Origin of the sequence: Micromonospora zingiberis, from assembly GCF_004331455.1 — a bacterium.
In the GTDB taxonomy this organism is placed as follows: Bacteria; Actinomycetota; Actinomycetes; order Mycobacteriales; family Micromonosporaceae; genus Micromonospora; species Micromonospora zingiberis.
Map to the genome: position 1 here is coordinate 47,815 of NZ_SJJR01000004.1, position 19,633 is coordinate 67,447.

General features: G+C 72.4%; 19 protein-coding genes. 9 read left to right on the forward strand and 10 right to left on the reverse strand.

Features of this window, described 5'->3' with window-relative positions; all coding sequences use genetic code 11:
- Positions 1-87: 87 nt before the first annotated feature.
- A complete protein-coding gene (locus E0H26_RS07895; protein WP_240742056.1) occupies positions 88-1,944 on the reverse strand; it encodes a thiamine pyrophosphate-requiring protein in 1,857 nt (618 codons plus the stop codon).
- 83 nt (positions 1,945-2,027) lie between these two features.
- Positions 2,028-2,783, reverse strand: coding sequence for a CE1 family esterase (locus E0H26_RS07900; RefSeq protein ID WP_131302716.1), 756 nt, complete (start codon positions 2,781-2,783; stop codon positions 2,028-2,030).
- A 234-nt stretch (positions 2,784-3,017) separates the two neighbouring features.
- On the opposite strand from E0H26_RS07900, the gene E0H26_RS07905 reads away from it, so the two are divergent.
- From E0H26_RS07905 to E0H26_RS07915, 3 genes are all read left to right on the forward strand, one after another.
- A complete protein-coding gene (locus E0H26_RS07905; protein ID WP_131302718.1) occupies positions 3,018-3,992 on the forward strand; it encodes an ArsR/SmtB family transcription factor in 975 nt (324 codons plus the stop codon).
- Positions 3,993-4,029: 37 nt separating this feature from the next.
- On the forward strand, positions 4,030-4,974 hold the full coding sequence (locus E0H26_RS07910) for an RNA polymerase sigma-70 factor (RefSeq protein WP_131302720.1): 945 nt from the start codon (positions 4,030-4,032) through the stop codon (positions 4,972-4,974).
- Between the two features lie 83 nt (positions 4,975-5,057).
- Positions 5,058-6,245, forward strand: coding sequence for an NAD(P)/FAD-dependent oxidoreductase (locus E0H26_RS07915; RefSeq protein WP_131302722.1), 1,188 nt, complete (start codon positions 5,058-5,060; stop codon positions 6,243-6,245).
- Positions 6,246-6,306: 61 nt separating this feature from the next.
- On the opposite strand, the gene E0H26_RS07920 is transcribed toward E0H26_RS07915, so the two are convergent.
- The 3 genes from E0H26_RS07920 to E0H26_RS07930 all read right to left on the reverse strand — a co-directional run bounded on the left by E0H26_RS07920 (position 6,307) and on the right by E0H26_RS07930 (position 7,724).
- The gene (locus E0H26_RS07920) at positions 6,307-7,059 is read right to left on the reverse strand and encodes a helix-turn-helix domain-containing protein (RefSeq protein WP_131302724.1); all 753 of its coding nucleotides are present in this window, start codon (positions 7,057-7,059) and stop codon (positions 6,307-6,309) included.
- A 46-nt stretch (positions 7,060-7,105) separates the two neighbouring features.
- Complete coding sequence (locus E0H26_RS07925; protein WP_240742057.1) at positions 7,106-7,396, reverse strand: putative quinol monooxygenase; 291 nt, start codon at positions 7,394-7,396, stop codon at positions 7,106-7,108.
- A 139-nt stretch (positions 7,397-7,535) separates the two neighbouring features.
- A complete protein-coding gene (locus E0H26_RS07930; RefSeq protein WP_131302728.1) occupies positions 7,536-7,724 on the reverse strand; it encodes a DUF397 domain-containing protein in 189 nt (62 codons plus the stop codon).
- Positions 7,725-8,047: 323 nt separating this feature from the next.
- On the opposite strand from E0H26_RS07930, the gene E0H26_RS29180 reads away from it, so the two are divergent.
- Positions 8,048-8,236 carry a hypothetical protein gene (locus tag E0H26_RS29180; protein WP_165521780.1) on the forward strand — a complete coding sequence of 63 codons (189 nt, stop codon included), beginning with the start codon at positions 8,048-8,050 and terminating at the stop codon, positions 8,234-8,236.
- Positions 8,237-8,462: 226 nt separating this feature from the next.
- Here E0H26_RS29180 and E0H26_RS07940 read toward each other — a convergent pair whose 3' ends face one another.
- Positions 8,463-8,984, reverse strand: coding sequence for a hypothetical protein (locus E0H26_RS07940; protein ID WP_131302732.1), 522 nt, complete (start codon positions 8,982-8,984; stop codon positions 8,463-8,465).
- Between the two features lie 70 nt (positions 8,985-9,054).
- Here E0H26_RS07940 and E0H26_RS07945 point away from each other — a divergent pair, with 70 nt between their 5' ends.
- From E0H26_RS07945 to E0H26_RS07955, 3 genes are all read left to right on the forward strand, one after another.
- Positions 9,055-9,963 carry a LysR family transcriptional regulator gene (locus E0H26_RS07945; protein WP_131302734.1) on the forward strand — a complete coding sequence of 303 codons (909 nt, stop codon included), beginning with the start codon at positions 9,055-9,057 and terminating at the stop codon, positions 9,961-9,963.
- Positions 9,960-10,499 (forward strand): RNA 2'-phosphotransferase, encoded by a 540-nt coding sequence (locus tag E0H26_RS07950; RefSeq protein WP_131302737.1) that lies wholly within the window; start codon positions 9,960-9,962, stop codon positions 10,497-10,499. Before E0H26_RS07945 ends, E0H26_RS07950 begins: the two co-directional genes overlap by 4 nt.
- Positions 10,500-10,824: 325 nt before the next feature.
- A complete protein-coding gene (locus E0H26_RS07955; RefSeq protein ID WP_240742058.1) occupies positions 10,825-12,135 on the forward strand; it encodes a CE1 family esterase in 1,311 nt (436 codons plus the stop codon).
- Positions 12,136-12,252: 117 nt separating this feature from the next.
- On the opposite strand, the gene E0H26_RS07960 is transcribed toward E0H26_RS07955, so the two are convergent.
- Positions 12,253-13,695: a dihydrolipoamide acetyltransferase family protein gene (locus tag E0H26_RS07960; RefSeq protein ID WP_131302739.1), complete on the reverse strand. Its 1,443-nt coding sequence runs from the start codon at positions 13,693-13,695 to the stop codon at positions 12,253-12,255.
- A gap of 2 nt (positions 13,696-13,697) precedes the next feature.
- Positions 13,698-15,878: an alpha-ketoacid dehydrogenase subunit alpha/beta gene (locus E0H26_RS07965; RefSeq protein WP_131302741.1), complete on the reverse strand. Its 2,181-nt coding sequence runs from the start codon at positions 15,876-15,878 to the stop codon at positions 13,698-13,700.
- A 128-nt stretch (positions 15,879-16,006) separates the two neighbouring features.
- On the opposite strand from E0H26_RS07965, the gene E0H26_RS07970 reads away from it, so the two are divergent.
- Both E0H26_RS07970 and E0H26_RS07975 read left to right on the forward strand, forming a co-directional pair.
- On the forward strand, positions 16,007-16,513 hold the full coding sequence (locus E0H26_RS07970; protein ID WP_131302743.1) for a VOC family protein: 507 nt from the start codon (positions 16,007-16,009) through the stop codon (positions 16,511-16,513).
- A 5-nt stretch (positions 16,514-16,518) separates the two neighbouring features.
- On the forward strand, positions 16,519-17,214 hold the full coding sequence (locus E0H26_RS07975) for a GntR family transcriptional regulator (RefSeq protein WP_131302745.1): 696 nt from the start codon (positions 16,519-16,521) through the stop codon (positions 17,212-17,214).
- 148 nt (positions 17,215-17,362) lie between these two features.
- Here the strand turns inward: E0H26_RS07975 and E0H26_RS07980 are convergent, their stop codons facing one another.
- A complete protein-coding gene (locus tag E0H26_RS07980) occupies positions 17,363-18,826 on the reverse strand; it encodes an NAD-dependent succinate-semialdehyde dehydrogenase (RefSeq protein ID WP_240742059.1) in 1,464 nt (487 codons plus the stop codon).
- Entirely contained in the window at positions 18,823-19,626 is an 804-nt protein-coding gene (locus E0H26_RS07985) for an SDR family NAD(P)-dependent oxidoreductase (protein WP_131302747.1), read from the reverse strand. The genes E0H26_RS07980 and E0H26_RS07985 overlap by 4 nt, the downstream gene beginning before the upstream one ends.
- Positions 19,627-19,633: the final 7 nt, after the last annotated feature.

Below are 19,633 nucleotides of genomic sequence, written 5' to 3' on the forward strand. Positions count from 1 at the left end.
CCCGCCTCCGCGGACCTTGGTGCGAGGCGGCCCTCATGGGGGCCGTTTCGTACCAAGATCCGCGAGACAGAACCTGGGCGGGTGAGGTTAGGGGGTGGTGCGGCGGGGGCGGTAGGTGGTGACGACGCTGGGTAGGCCGCGGCGGATGATGCCGGCCCAGTCGGTGTCGCCGCGCAGGATGGCGGCGGCGGTCTTGCGGGCCTGTTCGGCGGTGAAGTGTGGGGGCATCATCAGCTCGGCGGGGTCGACCAGGGCGTTGATCACCGTCGGGCGGTCGGCGCTCAGCGCCCGGTCCCAGGCGTCGGAGACCTGGTCCGGGTGGTCGACCAGCTCGCCGCGTAGGCCGAGTACGTCGGCCCACCGGTGGTAGGCGATGTCGGGCAGCTGCTGGCTGTCGGGGAACATCGGGGTGCCCTCGGTGGAGCGTTGTTCCCAGCTCACGAAGGCCAGGTCCCGGTTGTTGAGCACCAGCACCACGAAGCGTGGGTCGGCCCAGCCGCGCCAGTACTTCGCCACCGTGATCAGCTCGTTGACCCCGTTCATCTGCATCGCGCCGTCGCCGATCAGGGCCACCAGTGGCCGGTCCGGGTGGGCGAACTTGGCGGCCAGGGCGTACGGCATGGCGCCGCCCATGGACAGCAGGGTGCCGGAGAGGCTGGCCAGCATCCCGGGCCGGACCTTGACGTGCCGCGCGTACCAGGCGGTGGTGGTGCCGCAGTCCACGGCGAGCATCACGTCGTCGGGCAGCCGGTCGTTGAGGCTGGCGAACAGTCGTTGCGGGTTCACCGGCTCGGCGTCCTGCGCGGCGAGTTCGTGCTGGGCCTGCCGCCACGCGGCGGTGGCCCCGGCGATGGTCTGCCGCCAGCGGGTCGGCCCCGGCCCCGGGCCCAGCTCGCGCAGCAGGGCGCGCAGGGTGGGTGCGGCGTCGCCGGTCAGGTTCACCTCGGTCGGGTACCGCAGACCCAACTGGGTGCCGTCGTGGTCGATCTGGACCGCCCGAGCCTGCCCGGCGGGCGGATAGAACTCCGAGTACGGCATGTTGCTGCCGACGATCAGCAGCCGGTCGCACTCGTCCATCAGCTGCCAGCTCGGGCGGGTGCCGAGCAGACCGATCGCGCCGGTCACCCACGGCTCCCGGTGATCCACCACGGTGAACCCGAGCAGGGCCGTGGCCACCCCCGCGCCGAGCCGGTGGGCGACCTCGCGTACCTCGTTCTCGGCGCCGATCGCGCCCTGGCCGACCAGCATCGCCACCCGCTCGCCGCCGCGCAGCACCTCGGCGGCCTGGCGGACGTCGGCCTCCGGTGGCACGGTCGGACCGCTGCTCGGCACGCTGCTGGTGTGGTAGTAGCCGTGCGCGTGCGGCGGGTTCGGCATGGCGGCCAGGTCCTGCACGTCGAGGGGGAGGACCAGCGCGGTCACGGTACGCCGGGCCAGCGCCGTCCGGCAGGCCCGGTCGACCAGGTGCCGGACCTGGGACGGGTGGTCCAGTTGGGCCAGGAACGCCGCCGCGACGTCCTTGTAGAGGGCGAGCAGGTCCACCTCCTGGTAGTAGCCACCCCCTTCGGCGGTGAGCGCGGTGTGCCCGACCAGCGCCACCACCGGCTGGTGGTCGAGTTTGGCGTCGTAGAGGCCGTTGAGCGCGTGGATGGCCCCCGGACCGCTGGTGACCAGTACGGCGCCGAGCGGCCCGCCGCCGTACTTGACGTGGGCCGAGGCGGCGAAGCCGGCGGTTTCCTCGTGTCGTACCTGGATGAACTGCGCCTGCTGGTACGTGCGTTGCAGGGCGGAGGTCATGCCGTTGATGCCGTCGCCGGGATAGCCGAAGTACCGGCGTACGCCCCAGCAGGCGAGTCGCTGCACGATGTGGTCCGCGACGGTGGCGTTGCGGGGCAGGGGCCACGGGTCGGCCGGCACGAGACTGCCGGCGTGGTCTGCGCTCACCTGGCTTGCCTTTCGGGTAGTGCGGCTGAACGAGCGCGACCGCATTCCCGTTCTTACCCGGACAAAACAACCAGGCGGCGCCGTCAGCTCAGGCGCGGATGGTCGGCGAAGAACGCCCAGATCAGGTCGGTGGCGCGCAGGTCGACCTCGGGCGCACCCAGCCGATCACCCGAGGCGCCGGGCCAGGCGTGCCCCATGTTGTCGATCAGGTACACCTCGACGTCGCTGCGGTCGGCGCAGCGGGCCCGGGTGAGCGTGGCACCCTCGGCCGGGGCGGCCGGTGGTGGGTTGACCGGGGTGCAAGCCAGCCGCTGCTGCCAACGGTCGACCCCGGTACGGAACTGTGCGGCGTACCGGTCCTGTTCGCCGATGAACGTGATCACCGAGACGGGGTGCCTCGGTGCGTAGTCGCCGGCGGCGGCCCGCTCGCCGATGAACCCGCCGCTGACCACCCCGATCGCGGCGAACGTGCCGCTGGCCTCCACGGCCGCCCGGAAGCTCAGGTCACCGCCGTTGGAGATGCCGGTCAGGTAGACCCGGTCGGGATCGACCTGCCAGCCGTCCACCAGATGGCCGGTGAGCGCGGCGAGGAAACCGACGTCGTCCGCGTCGCCGCAGCAGACCAGGGCGTTGAATCCACCACTGATCCCGTCCGGGTAGGCGACCAGGAAGCCCTTCCGCTCGGCCAGCTCGTCCCAGCCGAACAGCCCGCTCATCGCCAGCCCGTCGCCCGGGTACGGGTGCAGCGCGATCACCAGCGGCACCGGCCGGGTCGGGACGTAGCCGGGCGGCGCGTGCACCCGGTAGCGGCGGCTCACCCCGTCATGCTCCAGGGTCAACTCGTGCTGCCCCGGGCTGGGCGAGACGATGGGACCCGACCCCGACGGCCTGGACAGTGGTCCGACATCCCCACCACACGCCGCGGCCCCCATCAGCACACCGACTGCCACGCACCACCCGACCAACCGACGCATGCCGCCCCCTCCCGGCCGTTGGTCCGCCCACCCTCGCCGGTGGGTCGCCGCCGGAACAACCCTTTCGGCGTACGCCGAAAAGCTGGCAACCTTGAGCCTGTGATCACCCTGCGGCTCGACGCGGCGGATCTGACCCGGATCCGGTTCGGTAGCCGGCCGCACCCGGTCGGCACCGCGATCCTGGCCAGCCAGGCACTACGGGACCCGGCACTGGCGGCGCGGATGCCCGACCTGGCCGCCCGTGCCGAGGCGGCCTCGGCGGGCACCGCCGCACTACGACACCTGCTGCCAGCGCGGGGCCTGCTGCCGGACTTCCTCACCCCGTACCAGGGGATCGAGTCGGTGACCGCCGGCATCGAGTCGATCCGGGCCACCCCGCGCCGCCAGATCGTCGCCGAACTCACCGAGACGTACGCCAACCTGCCGTCCAGCCCGTGGCGGCGGCGTTTCGTGGCGGCCGACCCACAGATGCTGGAGGTGCTGGTGGCGGCGCTGCGTCGCTACTTCGACGCGGTCCTGGCCCCGGCCTGGTCGCACCTGACGCTGACCCACCGGGGCCACGTCGAACAGCGGGCCCGCACGTACGCGCGATCCGGAGTGGAGGGGTTGTTCGCCGAGCTGCATCCGGCGATCCGGTGGCGACCACCGCTACTGGAGATCGACAGCTGGTGGAGTGCGGAGCTGTCCGCCGGCGGCGAGGGAGTGGTCCTCGTTCCCAGCCCGCTGGCCGGATTCCGCCCGCGCGTGCTGGCCCGACCGGGACAGCCGGTGCTGCTGGTGTACCCGGTCCCGGCGCCGCCCGGATCGCCCACGACCGGCCCCGACCCGCTCGCCCAACTTCTCGGCGCCACCCGGGCGGCGGTGCTGCGACGCCTCGCCGAACCTGGCCGCCACACCACCACGACACTCGGCCGGCAGGTCGGGATCAGCGTCTCGTCCGCCTCCGAACACGCCGCCGCGTTGCGGGCCGCCGGACTGGTCGGCAGCGAGCGTGTCGGCGGCGCCAAGGTGCACCGACTCACCCCGCTCGGCGTCCACCTGCTCGCCGGTGACGTCCGCCCGCCCACGGGGTAGCCGGTCGGCGCTCGCGCGCGTGGTCGACACTCGAACCATGTCGCTCAGCGCGCACGACGTCGACCTGTTCGAGCAGTCCCGGGCCCGGCTGGCGGCGGTGGCCTACCGCCTGCTCGGCTCCGCCAGCGACGCCGAGGACATGGTCCAGGACACGTTCCTGCGCTGGCAGGCCGCCGACCGGGAGCGGATCGAGCAGCCGGCGGCGTGGCTGACGAAGGTGCTCACCAACCTGTGCCTCAACCAGCTCACCTCGGCGCGGGCCCGGCGGGAGAGCTACGTGGGCATGTGGTTGCCCGAGCCGTTGCTCGCCGGGGACCCGATGCTCGGCCCGGTCGACACCGTCGAGCAACGCGAATCGGTGTCGATGGCGGTGCTCACCCTGATGGAGCGGCTCTCGGCCAACGAGCGCGCGGTGTACGTCCTGCGCGAGGCGTTCGGCTACCCGCACGGTGAGATCGCCGAGATCCTCGATCTCACCGAGTCGAACAGCCAGCAGCTCTACCGGCGGGCCAAGCAGCACCTCGCCGCCGGTCGGGCCCGCGTCCAGGTCGACGAGGACACCGCCCGCACCATCGTGGCGGAGTTTTTCGCCGCGGCCGACAGCGGCGAGACCCGACGGCTCGTCGAACTGCTCACCGACGACGCGATGAGCCTCGGCGACGGCGGCGGCAAGGTCCCCGCCCTGGCCAGGCCGATCGTCGGCGCGCTGGCGGTGGCGAGGTTCCTGCGCGGCCTGCTCAAGCCCAACAACCTGAAGCGGGTAACGCTGGGCGGCAGCGCGGCCCTGTACGCGGAGATCGTCAACGGTGGGCCGGCGTTGGTGATCGTCGTCGGCGATCGGGTCGTGGGCGTGCTGTGCCTGGAGGTGACCGCCGAGGGCGTGGCCGCCCTGCGCGCTCAGGTGAACCCCGACAAGCTCGCCCGCGCCACCCGCCAATGGTCCGCATCGGCGCACCCGGAGCCCGCTCTCGACAGGTGGTGACCCAGGTCATAGCCGACTCCTGTCAGCAATCGCGGTGCTGCCCGGTTCAGGAGGCGTACGCACCGAGACAAGGAGTGGGAGCAATGACGCATCGCATTGTCGTCCTCGGAGCCGGCTACGCGGGGGCCAGCGCCGCCGGCCGCCTCGCCCGACGACTGCACCCCGACCACACCGAGATCACCGTCGTCAACGCCGCCCCCGAGTTCGTCGAGCGGGTCCGCCTGCACCAGCTCGCCACCGGGCAGCACCTCACGCGTCGTACGCTGCGCGACATCTTCGCCGGCAGCGGCGTGCGGGTACGGGTGGCGCGGGTGACCGGCGTCGACGTGGAGCGCAGAACCGTCGCGCTCGACGCCGACGAGATCGGCTACGACACGCTCGTCTACGCCCTCGGCAGCACCGCCGCCGACCAGGGCGTACCCGGCGTCGCCGAGCACGCCCACGACGTCGCCGGCAGCGCCTCCGCGCTGCGGTTGCGGGAACGCCTGGCCGACCTCGATGCCGGCGGGACCGTGCTGATCGTCGGTGGCGGGCTCACCGGTCTCGAAGCGGCCACCGAGATCGCCGAGGCCCGACCCGACCTCGACGTCGCGATCGCCAGCCGGGGCGGGCTCGGCGACTGGCTCGACGCGGGGGCCCAGCAGCACCTGGCGGAGGTGTTCGACCGGCTCGGCATCGCCGTGCACGCGCACACCGACGTGGCCCGGGTCGAGGCGACCGGCGTCGTCACCGGCGACGGCCGGCGCATCCCGGCCGAGGTGACCGTGTGGTCGGCCGGCTTCGCCGTACACCCGATCGCCGCCGCGACGACCCTGACGGTGGCGCCGAGCGGCCAGATCGTGGTCGATGCCACGATGCGCTCGGTGTCGCACCCCGACGTGTACGCCATCGGGGACGCCGCGCTCGCCGAGGGCCCCGGCGGCAAGCCGCTGCGGATGGCCTGCGCCTCGGGGGTCCCGATGGCCTGGCAGGCGGCCGACGCCATCGCCGCCCGGCTGACCGGCCGGCCGGTCCCCAAGGTGCTGCTGCGCTACTTCAACCAGTGCGTCAGCCTCGGCCGTCGGGACGGTCTCATCCAGTTCGTGACCGCCGACGACCGGACCAAGGCGTTCCACGTGCGGGGCAGGCTGGCAGCTCGCTACAAGGAGTTGGTCTGCCGGGGCGCGGCGTGGCTCGTCTCCCACCCGACGCTTCTGCTGCCGACCCGGCGCCGTCGCATCGACGCGCTCGCCGCGGACGGCACCGCCCGCCCGTCGACCTCTGGTGTCTAGGACTCCACCTCGGGGCGAGGTGGAATCCAGTTGGCTGCCCGGCCGTACCCCGCCGGTCCGGTCAGGGCCGGAAGCTGGCCTGGTACTCGGTGGGGGTACGGCCGGTCAGCTCCCGAAAGGCGGCGTTGAACGCCGACAGCGAGCGGTAGCCGACCAGGAAGGCGATCCGGGTCACCGGGGCGTCGCCCGTGGACAGTTCCTCGATGGCGCGCAGCACCCGCATCCGGCGCAGCGCCGCCCGCCAGGTCATGCCGGTCTCGTCGGCGAAGCGGCGGGCCAGCGACCGGGGCGCCAGCCCCACCTCGTACGCCAGGTCCTCGAAGCGGACCTCCTCGCCGAGTCGCTGCTCGGTCAGCCGGAGGACGCGTCGCAACTGCGGAGACCGGCCGACCGGCACCACCACCGGGCTCGGCTGCTCGGCCAGCCGCCAGGTCACCGCCGCGAGCGCGGCGAACAGCGTCTCGGCGTACGTGGGGAGTGGCTCGTCGCTCTCGCCCCACTCGCCGCACTCGGCGACCAGGGCCCGCGCCAACGGGCTGAGGTCGAACACGGTCAGCGGTGCCGGTGGCGGTGCGGTGAACGCGGTGTCGAACAACACCGACGCGGTGGTGACCGGCTGCGGGATGCTCACCCGGATACGCTGCCCCGCTTCGATCAGGGCGGCTCGGGCCGGCGGTAACAACCACACCCGGTCCTGCGCCTCCAGCCGGAGGGCACCGACGGAGGCGCAGAGCAGGTAGTGGCGGTCCACGCAGAGGTCACGCGCCGGCTCCGCCCGGAACGTCCGGACGAAGCTGTACGCCTTGCGGCTCACCGGGGCCCTCGCACCGGCCGATGGTAGGGGTGCCCGCCGTGGCCGGTCAGCCGACCGTCTCCCACAGTTCGGCGCGGAACCGTCGGCTCACCGGAGCCTCGATCATCATGGGCCGCAGCGCCGTGCCCGAGCGCGCGAAGGAGTCCGACGCCAGGTACCCGGCGAACGAGGTCTCGTCCGCCCACTCGTGCACGATGCTGACCCGGGTGTCGTCCTCCCGGCAGGCGTGGACCCGGAAGGCCAGGTTGCCGGGCATCGCCCGGACCTGGTCACGCTCGCCGTCGAGCCGGGCCAGGGCGGTCGGGCGGTCGACGGCGGCGGTCCTGAAATCGACCATGGCGATGATCACGGGGTACCTCCGGAGGCGGGCGGCGGCTGCCGCAGGCGAACGCTCCGATCCTCGCCCCGCAGCCGGCCGTCCCGCCGCCGTCAGTCGGACAGGTTCCCGCTCCCACCGGCCACCCGAGAGCCGGACCTCAGTGGCGCTTTGCGTGTTCGAGGAAGGCGCGCCAGGCGGTCGGGTCGATGGCGAGGACCGGGCCGCTAGGGTCCTTGCTGTCCCGCACGGCGACCACGCCGCCCAGGTCGTCAGCCACCTCGACACACTCGCCGCCGCTGGTGCCGCTGCGGGTGGCCTTTCTCCACCGAGCGTTACTGAGGTCCATGCTGGCCTCCTGGAGTCAGTGTTGCTTGGTGTGTTGGAGGGAATCGCCAAGATCGCCAACGGTCACCGATCGGCTGCCAAGATCCACCGAGGGTCACCGTGGTCAGGCTCGATGCATTCCGGGCGTAGCGGTGTCCTCAGCAGACTGTCACGCATGCGGATCCGCTCCCATCCACGCCGGGACGGGGTGGGTTCTGCGCCGGGGCCACCCCACGCCTTCCCCCGCGTCGGGTGGCCCCGGGTCCATCGGTCGACGTGGGTACGTTTCTTGTCGCCAGAGCGACAAGAAACGTACCCACGGATGTCTTTCCTGGGAGGTCGACCGTGCGGGTCGCCTGGTTCCTCTGCCCGACCACGCTGCTGCCCCGCCGCCGCGCCCGCCGCCGCGCCCGCCACCGCGCCCGCCGGCACCATCCGGCGCCGCCACCGCGAGGATCCGCGCCGGACGAGCGGGCCACCGGGGGACCTGCCCCGGCGCGAGCCGGGGGCCGGGCTGCCGGCGTGGAGCGGTGAGTCGACCCGGCCGCTGCCGGTGCGGCAGCCTGGGCGGCCCGGCTGGTTGATGCCGGGTCAGCGGTGGCGGGCCAACGGTGGTCACTGGTGATCACGACACGGCTGCCCACGCCCGGCGACGGTCCTGACCCGAAGGCCCTGTTCGACCGCTTCCTCAGCTGGGCCGCACCCCGCCGCCGGGCGAGCGGGCCGCCGACGTGAGACGGACCGGGGCGGACGCCGTTCGTCACCGGCTCGACGGGGCCGCCGTTGGCAGGGTGGCGATCACGAGGCGTTCCACGTCGGCCCAGGTGGGCGTGGATCGACCGTAGCCGGGTACCGGGCGTTGGGGGCCGAAGAAGTACTGGTGTGCGACCGTGCCACGGATCGCGGCGTGCACCTCGGGATGGTCGTCCACGAAGTGGGTGAGGGCCAGGTCCAGGCAGTGCAGCCGCTTGTCGGACCGGGCCCGGCAGAACCGGACCCGGGCGGGGTCGACGCCGCTGCGCCGGTGGAAGTCGTGGGCGGCCAGCCAGCGCAGGGTACGGGCCTGGACGCGTGGGCCGCACTTGGAGACCAGCCAGACCTGGCCGCCGAAGCGGGGGACCAGCCGGGCGATGGTCTCGACGGCGCCGGGCACCTCCGGGGTGGCCAGCATGGTCGCCTCGTCGCCACTGAAGAAGGCGGTGTCACCGCCGCCCGGATGGGCGGGACCGTCGATGATGACCCGGCCGATGTCGATGCCGAGCCGGGGAGTTTCCTCGTTCATGTCGCTCAGCATCGATCCTGAAGGGCGTACGCAGAACTATTGATTTGTCGACCATCTATAGTCCTGGGCTATGGCTGGGCGGGATCTGTTGGAGGCCGACGCGCTGCGGTCGTTCGCGGTCTTCGCCGAGCACCGCAACTTCACCCTGGCTGCGGCGGCGCTGCACATCAGCCAACCCGCCCTGCACGTCAAGATCCGGAAGCTGGCCGAGGCGCTCGGCGTCGAACTGTACGAGCGCGACGGGCGCCGACTGACGCTGACCGCCGCCGGTGTACAACTCGCCGCGTACGCGCAGGACTCGCGGCGGCGGGCCGACGAGTTTCTGCGGGAGCTGCACCATGATCCGGCGCCCACGCTCACCATCGCCGCCGGTCGGGGCGCGCTGCGCTGGGTGATCGGCGAGGCGATCCGCCAGGTCGGCCGGCGCGGGCGTCGGGTGCAGGTGATCACCGCCGACCGCGACGCCGCGCTCTCCGCGCTCTCCGCCGGCCGGGCCGACCTGGCCGTCATCGCGCACGATCCGCCGAGCCGGCAGGTCGAGGCGCGGCAGATCGCCGCGTACCGGCAGGTGCTCGTGCTCGCCGAGGCGCACCCGCTGGCCGCCCGCCGGCAGGTCCGGCTGCGTGACCTCGACGGCCTGGACCTGGTGGTGCCCCCGGCCGGTCGGCCGCACCGGCGGGCACTGGACCGCGCGCTGCTCGACGCGGGCGTACGGTGGCAGGTCGCCGCCGAGGTCGACGGGTGGGACCTGCTGGTGCACCTGGCCGCGCTCGGTGTCGGCGCCACCGTCGTCAACGGCTGTGTCGGGCTGCCCGACGGCCTGCGCGCCGTGCCGGTCGACGGGCTGCCCGAGGTCCGCTACTGGGCCACCTGGCGGCCACCCCGCGCCCACCTGGTACGCGACCTGCTCGACCAGTTCCGGCCGGCCGGTGGTGCGGCCGAGCGTCGGCGCTCCGGCGCGCAGGAGCCGCCACGTTGACCGATCGAGCGACCTCGACCAGCAAGTTCCTGGCGTACGTGCTGCGGCACCGGCCGGACGCCGTCGGGCTCACCCTCGACGGGGCCGGCTGGGTGGAGGTGGACGTGCTGCTCGCCGCGCTGGCCCGGCACGGTCGACCGGTCACCGTCGAACTGCTCGACCAGGTGGCCGCCGGCACCGACAAGCGACGTTTCGAGGTACGCGACGGCTGGATCCGGGCCGCGCAGGGCCACAGCATCCAGGTCGACCTGCAACTGGCGCCGAGTGCACCCCCGGCGGTGCTCTACCACGGCACCGTGGCCCGGCACCTGCCCGGCATCCGTGTCGACGGGCTCCAGCCGCGCGGGCGTACCCACGTGCACCTGTCGGCCGACGCGGAGACCGCGGTGTCGGTCGGTGCCCGGCGCGGCACACCGGTGGTGCTGAGTATCGACGCGGCCGGCATGTACGCCGCCGGCCTCGTCTTCTACCGCGCCGCCAGCGGGGTCTGGCTCACCCCGCACGTGCCACCGCGTTTCGTCGCCCCGCCCGGGTGACGCCGGCAAGCCAGGGCATCCACATCCCTTGATATGTTATCGCTCACACGATACCTTCCGAGGCGGGAGCAGGGGCACGCTCGACCCGCCCTCGCCGGTCCGGGACCCCGGTGAGTGGCCGAGGCCGCGACGCCGACTGACGGGCGACGCCGGTTCCCGGGCGTGGTGTGCGCCTTCGCGCCGATGACCTCGGCCGGCTCGGGATCCGCAGTGGACGCCGTCCGTACCGGACGTGCCGCGCGGCAGCGCGAGACCACCGACCACCACCGACGGTGCGCAGCCCGCACCTCCCGCGCGTCCACGCGACGCGGAATGGAGCAACATGATGGTGAGATCCAGATCGCTCTTCGCGCCCGCCGCGCTGGCGGCGCTGCTGGTGCTGGCCGTGGGAGGGGTGGCGCTGGCCACCAGCCCCAGCGCCAGCGCCACGGCGTCGTCGGCCGACGTCGGCACCCTGGCGGCCACCGCCGGCTGCGGCCGGGCACCCGGGCTCAACAGCGGTACGCACACGATCCAGAGCAACGGCAAGAGCCGCAGCTACATCCTGCGGATACCGGCCAACTACAACAACAACAACCCGTACCGGTTGGTCATCGGCCTGCACTGGCGCGGCGGTACGGCCGTCGACGTGGACACCGGCCAGACGGTGCAGCGGGACACGTGGTCGTACTACGGGCTGCGGCAGTTGGCCAACAACAGCACGATCTTCGTGGCACCGCAGGGGCTCAACAACGGCTGGGCCAACTCCGGCGGCGAGGACGTGACCTTCATCGACGACCTGCTCCGGCAGGTCGAGGCGAACCTGTGCGTGGAGACGACGCAGCGGTTCGCGCTCGGCTTCAGCTGGGGCGGCGGGATGAGCTACGCGCTGGCCTGTGCCCGCCCGAACGTGTTCCGGGCCGTCGCGGTGTACGCCGGCGGTCAGATCAGCGGATGCAGCGGCGGCACCGGTCGGATCGCCTACTTCGGCGCGCACGGCATCCGCGACGGCGTCCTCGGCATCTCCGGCGGCAGGTCGCTGCGCGACCGGTTCGTGAACAACAACGGCTGCACCCCGCAGAACCCGCCGGAGCCGGCACAGGGCAGCCTGACCCACCGCACCACCACGTACTCCGGATGCACGGCGGGCTACCCGGTGGTGTGGGCCGCCTTCGACGAGGGCCACATCGCCGCACCGCAGGACGGCGCAACCGGTGACAGTGGCTCGCGTACCTGGCTGCCGGCCGAGACCTGGCGGTTCTTCACCCAGTTCGGCGGCAGCAACCCGCCGCCGACCAGCCCGCCGCCGAGCCCGACCACCCCGCCGCCGGGCGGCACCAGCGCGTGCCGGGTCGCGGTGACGGTCAACGCCTGGAACAACGGCCTGACCGAGGACCTCACCATCACCAACACCGGCAGCAGCACGATCAACGGCTGGTCCCTGGTGTTCACCCTGCCCGGCGGGCAGAACATCACCGGCGGCTGGAACGCCAGCTACTCGCCGACCTCGGGGCAGGTAACCGCCCGTAACGTCTCGTACAACGGCACCATCGCCCCGGGTGCCTCCGTCGGGATCGGCTTCCAGGCCACCCACACCGGCAACTCCGGCAGACCGTCGTCGTTCACCCTCAACGGCGCCACCTGCACGCTCGCCTGAGCACCCCACGGCACCCCGAGCCGTCCCGTCTCGGGGTGCCGTGGGTCTCGCGGTCGTGCTGGAGCGCCGACCAACCCGTGGCACCCCGAGCCGCTCCGTTCGGGGTGCCACGGAGCGTTATCCGGTCAGGATGCGCAGCGGTGCTTCGAGGAGGGCGAGGAAGGTGCGCATCCACTCGGCGGCCACCGCGCCGTCGACCGGGCGGTGGTCGACGGAGAGGGTGACCCGTAGCACGGTGCCCACCTCGATCCGGCCCTCCTGGACGACCGGTTCCGCCCGGGCCGCACCCACCGCCAGGATCGCCGCCTGCGGCGGATTGATGATGGCCGCGAATTCCTCGGTGCCGTAGCCGCCCAGGTTGGAGAGGCTGACCGTGCCGCCGACCAGGTCGTCCGGCTGGATCCGGCCGGCGCGGGCCCGGGCCGCGAGGTCCCGTACGCCGGCGGACACCTGGGCGAGGCTCATCGAGTCGACGCCGCGCAGCACCGGCGCGACCAGCCCGTGGTCGGTCGCGACGGCGACCGAGACATCGACCGAGCGGTACTGGCGTACCGCCTCGTCGGTCCAGGTGACGTTCATGGCGGGCACCGCGACATGCGCCAGGGCGACCGCCTTGAGCAGCAGGTCGGTGACCGAGACGCGGTCGGTGCGGCCCTGGTTGATCTGCTCCCGCAGCGCCAGCAGGTCGTCCACCCGAGCGCTGCCGCGCAGGTAGAAGTGCGGCGTCTGCTGCTTGCTCGCCACCAGCCGGCTGGCGATGGTCCGCCGGATCCGCGAGTGCGGGATCTCGGTGTACCCGACACCCGACGGCGCGCTGACCGCCGATCGTGAGGTCGGCGTGGGTACGGACGACGCGACGCCCGCGCCGTCCGGCGTCGCGGCGGCCGTCTCGCGCGGCGTCGGGACGGGATTCGGCGGGCTGGCCACGGCGAGCGTCGCGCCGGCCGCCGACGGGCCGCCGACGACGGGCGGGGGAGGGGTGGTCGACCGGGCCGCGCGGGCGGCCTCGACGTCACGTCGGGTGATCCGGCCGTTGCTGCCGGTGCCGGCGATCCGGGCAAGGTCGAGTCCGGCCTCCCGGGCCAGCCGACGCGCGATCGGACTCGCGAACAGCCGGGCCCGGCTCTCCCCGGGCCCCACCGGCGCCGCCGCGTCGGTCGCTGGCGCCACAGCGGCCGGCACCGCCGCCGCGTCGGTCGCCGCCGGTACGCCGGTCGCCGCCGTCAGGTCGGTCACCGGCGCCGGAGTTGCCGGCGCTGCGGCTGTCGGCGGCGAAGCGGTGGCCGCGTCCGGGCCGTTGAGGATCGTGGTCACGTCGACCGTCTCGCCGGGTGCGCCGAGTACCGCCAGGGCGCCGGCCGTCTCGACGTGCCGGCCCTCCTCGACCAGGATCTTGACCAGGACGCCGTCGGCCTCCGCGTCGATGTCCAGGACGGCCTTGTCCGTCTCCAGGCTGACCAGGGTGTCGCCGGCGGCGAAGCTGGCGTTCTCGGCCACGAACCAGGTGAGCAGCGCCGCTTCGGCGCCGGCCGTCTCGGGCACCCGCAGGATGTGGGCCATCGTCAGCTCCCCAGGATCTTCTTGACCGCGGTCACGACCTCCGCCGACTGGGCGATGGCCGCGCGTTCCAGCACCCGGCTGATGCTCGGCGACGCCTCGCCACCGGTCACCCGGTGGACGGGCTCGTCGAGCCAGTCGAAGTACCGGCGTTGGATCTCGTCGGCGAGCCAGCCGCCGTACGAGGTGCCCCGGGCGCCCTGCTCGGCGATGAGTACCCGGTTGGTCTTGCGGATGCTCTGCCCGATGGCGTCCCAGTCCAGCGATGCCCGGTCCAGCCAGCGCAGGTCGATCACGTCGGCCGCGACGCCGTCGAGGGTGTCCAGCGCGTCGAGCACGTACCGGGTCATCGCCAGGTACGTGATGATGGTGAGGTCGTCGCCGGTACGCCGGAGCGCGGCCTTGCCGACCGGCAGGTGGTAGTCCAGGTCGTCCACCGGGCCGTCACCGGTCGAGCCGTAGAGGTCGACGTGTTCGAGGACGATCACCGGGTCCGCGCACCGCAGCGCGCTGTTCATCAGGCCCACGTAGTCGTACGGGTCGGACGGGGCCACGATCCGCCAGCCCGGTTGGGTGGCGAAGACGCCGGCCGGGTCCATCGAGTGCTGGGAGCCGTAGCCGGTGCCCATCGCGACCTTGCTGCGCAGCACGAACGGCACCGCACCGGCCCCGCCGAACATGTGCCGGGCCTTACCGATCTGGTTGAACAACTGGTCCGCCGCGACCCACATGAAGTCCGCGTACATCAGCTCCACCACCGGCTTGAAACGGCCGTCCAGGGCCATCCCGCCGCCGAGGCCGACGAACGCGTTCTCGCTGATCGGGGTGCCCAGCACCCGGTCGGGGTGGGCGGCGGCCAACCCTCGGGTGGCGCCGTTGGTGCCGCCGTTGAGTCGGTGCACGTCCTCGCCGAGGATCATGATCGAGTCGTCCTCGGCCATCCGCCGGGCCATCACCCCGGCGACCGCGTTGATGAACTTCACCTGCTCGACGGCGCCGGTGAAGGTGTCCCGGTCGGCGACGTACGCGCCGTCGAACTCGCTGAGGTCACCCCGTACGCCCACGTCGGCGAAGGCCGGGTCGGGCCACTCCGCCGGCCGGATCCGGCGGGCGCCGGGCTTGCCACCGGCCACCGGCTCGGTGATCTCGGCGGCGATCTCGGCCAGCAGCGCGTCGGCCCGGGCGTACGCCTCGTCGACCTGCGCCTGGGTCAGGATCCCGCGCCGGATCAGGTGCCCGGCGGTGCGGTCGATCGGGTCCCGGCCCCGCCACTGCTGCTCCTCCTCCTTGCTCCGGTACCGGAAGGCGCTGCCCGGCAGGGCACCGTTCTGGTGGTAGTAGCGGTAGAGGTCGGCCTCGATCACGGTCGGTCCGCCGCCGGCCCGCATGTGCGCCACGGCCTCGCCGGTGGCGAGGTACACCGCGAGTGGATCCATCCCGTCCACCCGCCAGCTGCGGATGCCGAATCCGGGGCCGCGACCGGAGAGTCGCGGCTCGGCGGTCGCCTCGGCGACCGTGGTCGACACCGCGTACTGGTTGTTCTCGATGAAGAAGCAGATCGGCAGATCCCAGGCGGCGGCCAGGTTCAGCGTCTCCAGTGTGGAGCCGATGTTCACCGCGCCGTCGCCGAAGTAGGTGACCGCCACGGCGCCGGTGCCGGCCCGCTGGTGGGCGAAGGCGGAGCCGGCCGCCAGGGGGACGCCGCCGCCGACGATGGCGTTGGTACCGATGGCGCCGGCTTCCTTCCACTGCAGGTGCATGGAACCGCCCCGGCCGTGGGAGAAGCCGAGGTCCAGGCCGCAGATCTCGCGCAGGGTACGCAGCGCGAGGGCGCGTACCTCGGCGCTGTACGGGCGGGTCGGGTCGATGCCGTCCGGCTCGACGTGGCTCAGGGCCTTGGCGAGGAACTGGTGGTGGCCGCGGTGGGATCCGTTGACCGTGTCGCCGGGGCGCAACGCCAGCACGGAACCGACCGCGCCGCCCTCCTGCCCCACGCTGGAGTGGGCCGGGCCGTGCACGAGGCCCTCGGTGGCCAGTTGGAGCACGCAGTGCTCGAAGGCCCGGATCAGGATCTGCTGGCTGAACATCGTGGTCAGCAGGCTGGGTGCCGCGGCGTCCCAGTCGGTTTCGGTGGCGGTGAGCTCGACCCAGTCGACGGCGGGTCGCAGCGTGGTGCGCTCTGTCATGTGTGCCGTTCCGCTCTTGTCGGGATACCCGAGCCTGGCACAGAATGGATCCATCATCAAGAGCTGGGGCGAGTCAGGTCCGGCGAATTGCGGGCATAATTGGCCCGTCTGGATCCAAAGGGGGAGTTGTGGGGTTGCCCGGAGTACGTCGGTTCGACCATGTCGGGTTCACCGTCCCGGACCTCGACGAGGCCACCCGGTTCCTCGTCGACGTACTCGGGATGGAATACCTCTACTCGCTCGGCCCGTTCCGCTCCGACGACTCCGACTGGATGGCCGAGCACCTCGACGTCCACCCCCGGGCGGTGATGGTGCGTAACAGCTTCTTCCGGCTCGGTGGCCACACCGTCTTCGAGGTCTTCCACTACTCGGCCCCGGACCAGCGCACGGTCCCGCCCCGCAACAGCGACATCGGCGGTCACCACGTGGCGATCTACGTGGACGACCTGGACGCGGCCGTGGCCCACCTACGCGCCCACGGCGTACGCGTACTCGGCGAGCCGACCGCCAGCCGGGGCGCCAACGAGGGACAACGGTGGGTCTACTTCCTCGCGCCGTGGGGCATGCAGTTCGAGCTGGTCTCGTACCCTGATGGCCGCGCGTACGACCGAAATCCGCTTGGCCGCTGGAGGTAGCAGACGTGAGCACCCCGCCGTCCGGCCCGGATCCCACGGCCGGGCCGCAGTCCTCGGTGGCCAGCCAACGGATCGCGGCCGAGCTGCGCGAGGCGATCCTGGCCGGGCAGATCCCGCCCGGCACCCGCCTCTACCAGGAGGAGATCGCCGAGCGACTCGGGGCGAGCCGGCTGCCGGTCCGAGAGGCACTGCGCATCCTGGAGGCGGAGGGTCTCACCGAGTCACAGGCCAACCGGGGTGCCCGGGTGCCGCTGCGGACCATGCGCGAGGTCGAGGTGCTCTACCGGATGCGCGAGCGACTCGAACCGCTCGCCCTCCACGAGAGCCTCGCCGACCTGCCCGACAGCACGGTCGACCGGCTGACCGAGATCCAGGAGCAGATCGAGGCGAACGACGACGTCACCGGCTTCGTCACCCTGGACCGGGAGTTCCACCTGCTCACCTACTCCGCCTGCCCGATCGACACGCTGCTGGCCACAGTGGTGACGCTGTGGAACTCGACGCAGTACTACCGGCGGGCGTTCATGCTGTACCGCGGTCAGGGCGAGCGCTGGATCATCAATGCCGAGCACCGGTTGCTGCTCGACGCGATCCGTCGGCGGGACCGGATCGACACCGAACGGTACCTCGCCGGCCACATCCGCCGGACCCGACAGGAACTGGTCCGGCATCCGGAGTTGTTCGCGCCTTCGGCGCCGTGACCGCTGCCGCCCCGAGCGCCGTGACCGCTGCCGCCGGCCGGCGCTGACCGCTGCCGCCCCTGGCGCTGACCGCTGCCGCCCCTGGCGCTGACCGTTGCCGGCGCCGGCTCCGGCGCCACCGCTGGCAGCGCCGGAGCAGGAGCGTGGCTCAGAGGTCGACGGCGAGGTACTGGGTCTCCAGGAACTCGTGTATCCCGGCGAAGCCGCCCTCCCGTCCCAGGCCCGACTCCTTCATCCCGCCGAACGGGGCCGCCGGATCGGAGGCGACGCCCCGGTTCACCGCCACCATGCCCGACTCCAACTGCCGCGCCACCCGGATGCCCGCACCGTGGTCGCGGGCGTAGACGTAGGAGATCAGGCCGTACTCGGTGTCGTTGGCCATCCGGATCGCCTCGGCCTCGTCGGTCACGCTGACGATCGGTGCCACCGGCCCGAAGATCTCGGTCCGGGTGAGCACCGAGCCGTGCTCGACGTTGCGGACGACGCGCGGCGCGACGAACGCCCCGCCCGGCGGCGCCGCGCCGACCTCGACCGCCTCGGCCCCCTCCGCCTCGGCCTGGTCGACCAACGCGAGGATCTTGTCGCGTTCCTTGACGCTGACCATCGCGCCCAGGTCGGTCGCCGGGTCGATGCCGGGCCCGACCCGGACCGCCGCCAGGGCCGCCTGGAACCGCTCGGTGAACGCCTCGACCAGTGACTCGTGCACGTAGAACCGGTTCGCGGCGGTGCAGGCCGAGCCGCCGTTGCGCAGCTTCGCCACCATCGCCCCGGCGACCGCCCGGGACACGTCCGCCCCTTCCAGCACCAGGAACGGGGCGTTACCGCCCAGTTCCATCGAGGAGGGCAGCACCCGCTTGGCGGTCTGCGCCAGCAGGATCTTGCCGACCGGAGTGGAGCCGGTGAACGAGAGGGTGGCCACCCGGGGGTCGGCGAGCACCGCCGTGGACACCTCGCCCGCCCTCGCGGTCGTGACCACGTTGACCACGCCGGCCGGGGCACCCGCCCGGTGCAGCAGGTCGGCGACCCAGAGTGCGGTGAGCGGTGTCTCGGCGGCCGGCTTCAGCACGGTGGTGCAACCCGCCGCGAGCGCCGGGGCGAGCTTGCGGGTGGCCATCGCCGCCGGGAAGTTCCAGGGCGTGATCAGGTACGCCACGCCCATCGGGCGGTGGTCCACCACGATCGTCTTGTCCCGGCCCGGTGCGTACCGGAAGTCACCGGCGATCCGGCACGCCTCCTCGGAGAACCAGCGGAAGAACTCGGCCGCGTAGCTGACCTCGCCGACCGCGTCCCGCCAGGCTTTGCCGTTCTCCAGCGCGATCAGCCGGGCGCCCGTTTCGGCCTCGGCGGTCATCAGCTCGTACGCCCGGCGCAGGATCTCCGCCCGCTCGCGCGGGGCGGTGCCCGCCCAGGCGGGAAAGGCGTCGTACGCCGCGCCGACCGCCGCCAGCGCCTCGTCGGCACTGGCGTCGGCCACCGTGGACAGCACCTCGCCCGTGGCCGGATTCCACACCTCGATCCGGTCGGCGGTGTCCTGCCACTCGCCGCCGACGAGCAGCCCGGAGCCCAGCTCCGGCAGCGGCCCGCCGGCACCACTCGTGCGTGTCGGGCTCACTGGATGACCATGCCGCCGTCGATCATGATGAGCTGGCCGGTCATGTAGTCGCTGTCCGAGCTGGCCAGGAAGGCGGCGGTGCCGACCACGTCCTCCGGGTAGGAGTAGCGCTTCATCAGGATCATGTTCTCGGCCAGGGTGTCCATCGACTCGCCGAGCTTGTCGAACTTGCCGATCGCGACCAGGTCGCGGTCCAACTGCTCCCACAGCTCGGTCCGGACCACGCCGGGGCCGTACCCGTTGACGGTGATGTTGTGCTCGATGAGCGACTTGGCCCCGCCCTTGATCATGGCCAGTACCGCGTGCTTGCTGGCCGAGTAGACCACCACGTCGTCGAAGACCTCCCGGGACAGGATCGACCCGACGTTGATGATCTTGTACGGGTAGTCCTGCCGGCCCTGCGCCTTCATCTGCCGCGCGGCGGCCTGCATGCAGTTCAGCGTGCCCCAGGCGTTGACGTCCATGATGCGCTGCCAGTTCTCCCGGGTGATGTCCAGGAAGAACAGCGGCTTGTTGATGCCCGCGTTGTTCAGCAGCACGTTGATGCTGCCGAACTCCTCGACCGTGTGCGCCACGGCGGCGGTCGCGTCGGCCTCGCTGGTGACGTCGAGCCGTACGTGGGTGGCCACCCCACCGGCGGCGCGGATCTCCTCGGCCACCTCGGCCGCACCGTCGACGTTGACGTCACCGAGACAGACCTTGGCGCCCTGGGCCGCGTAGTGCCGGGCGACCGCCGCGCCCATGCCCTGGGCGGCGCCGGTGACCAGAATGTGCTTACCTGCGAGACGGGTCGTGTCCATTACTGCT

Coding starts and splice junctions, on each gene's coding strand:
- E0H26_RS07965 (WP_131302741.1), bottom strand. CDS start 15,878: ATGACAGAGCGCACCACGCTGCGACCCGCCGTCGACTGGGTCGAGCTC.
- E0H26_RS07955 (WP_240742058.1), top strand. CDS start 10,825: ATGGTGAGATCCAGATCGCTCTTCGCGCCCGCCGCGCTGGCGGCGCTG.
- E0H26_RS07985 (WP_131302747.1), bottom strand. CDS start 19,626: ATGGACACGACCCGTCTCGCAGGTAAGCACATTCTGGTCACCGGCGCC.
- E0H26_RS07960 (WP_131302739.1), bottom strand. CDS start 13,695: ATGGCCCACATCCTGCGGGTGCCCGAGACGGCCGGCGCCGAAGCGGCG.
- E0H26_RS07910 (WP_131302720.1), top strand. CDS start 4,030: ATGTCGCTCAGCGCGCACGACGTCGACCTGTTCGAGCAGTCCCGGGCC.
- E0H26_RS07930 (WP_131302728.1), bottom strand. CDS start 7,724: ATGGACCTCAGTAACGCTCGGTGGAGAAAGGCCACCCGCAGCGGCACC.
- E0H26_RS07945 (WP_131302734.1), top strand. CDS start 9,055: ATGGCTGGGCGGGATCTGTTGGAGGCCGACGCGCTGCGGTCGTTCGCG.
- E0H26_RS07925 (WP_240742057.1), bottom strand. CDS start 7,396: ATGGTCGATTTCAGGACCGCCGCCGTCGACCGCCCGACCGCCCTGGCC.
- E0H26_RS07940 (WP_131302732.1), bottom strand. CDS start 8,984: ATGAACGAGGAAACTCCCCGGCTCGGCATCGACATCGGCCGGGTCATC.
- E0H26_RS07915 (WP_131302722.1), top strand. CDS start 5,058: ATGACGCATCGCATTGTCGTCCTCGGAGCCGGCTACGCGGGGGCCAGC.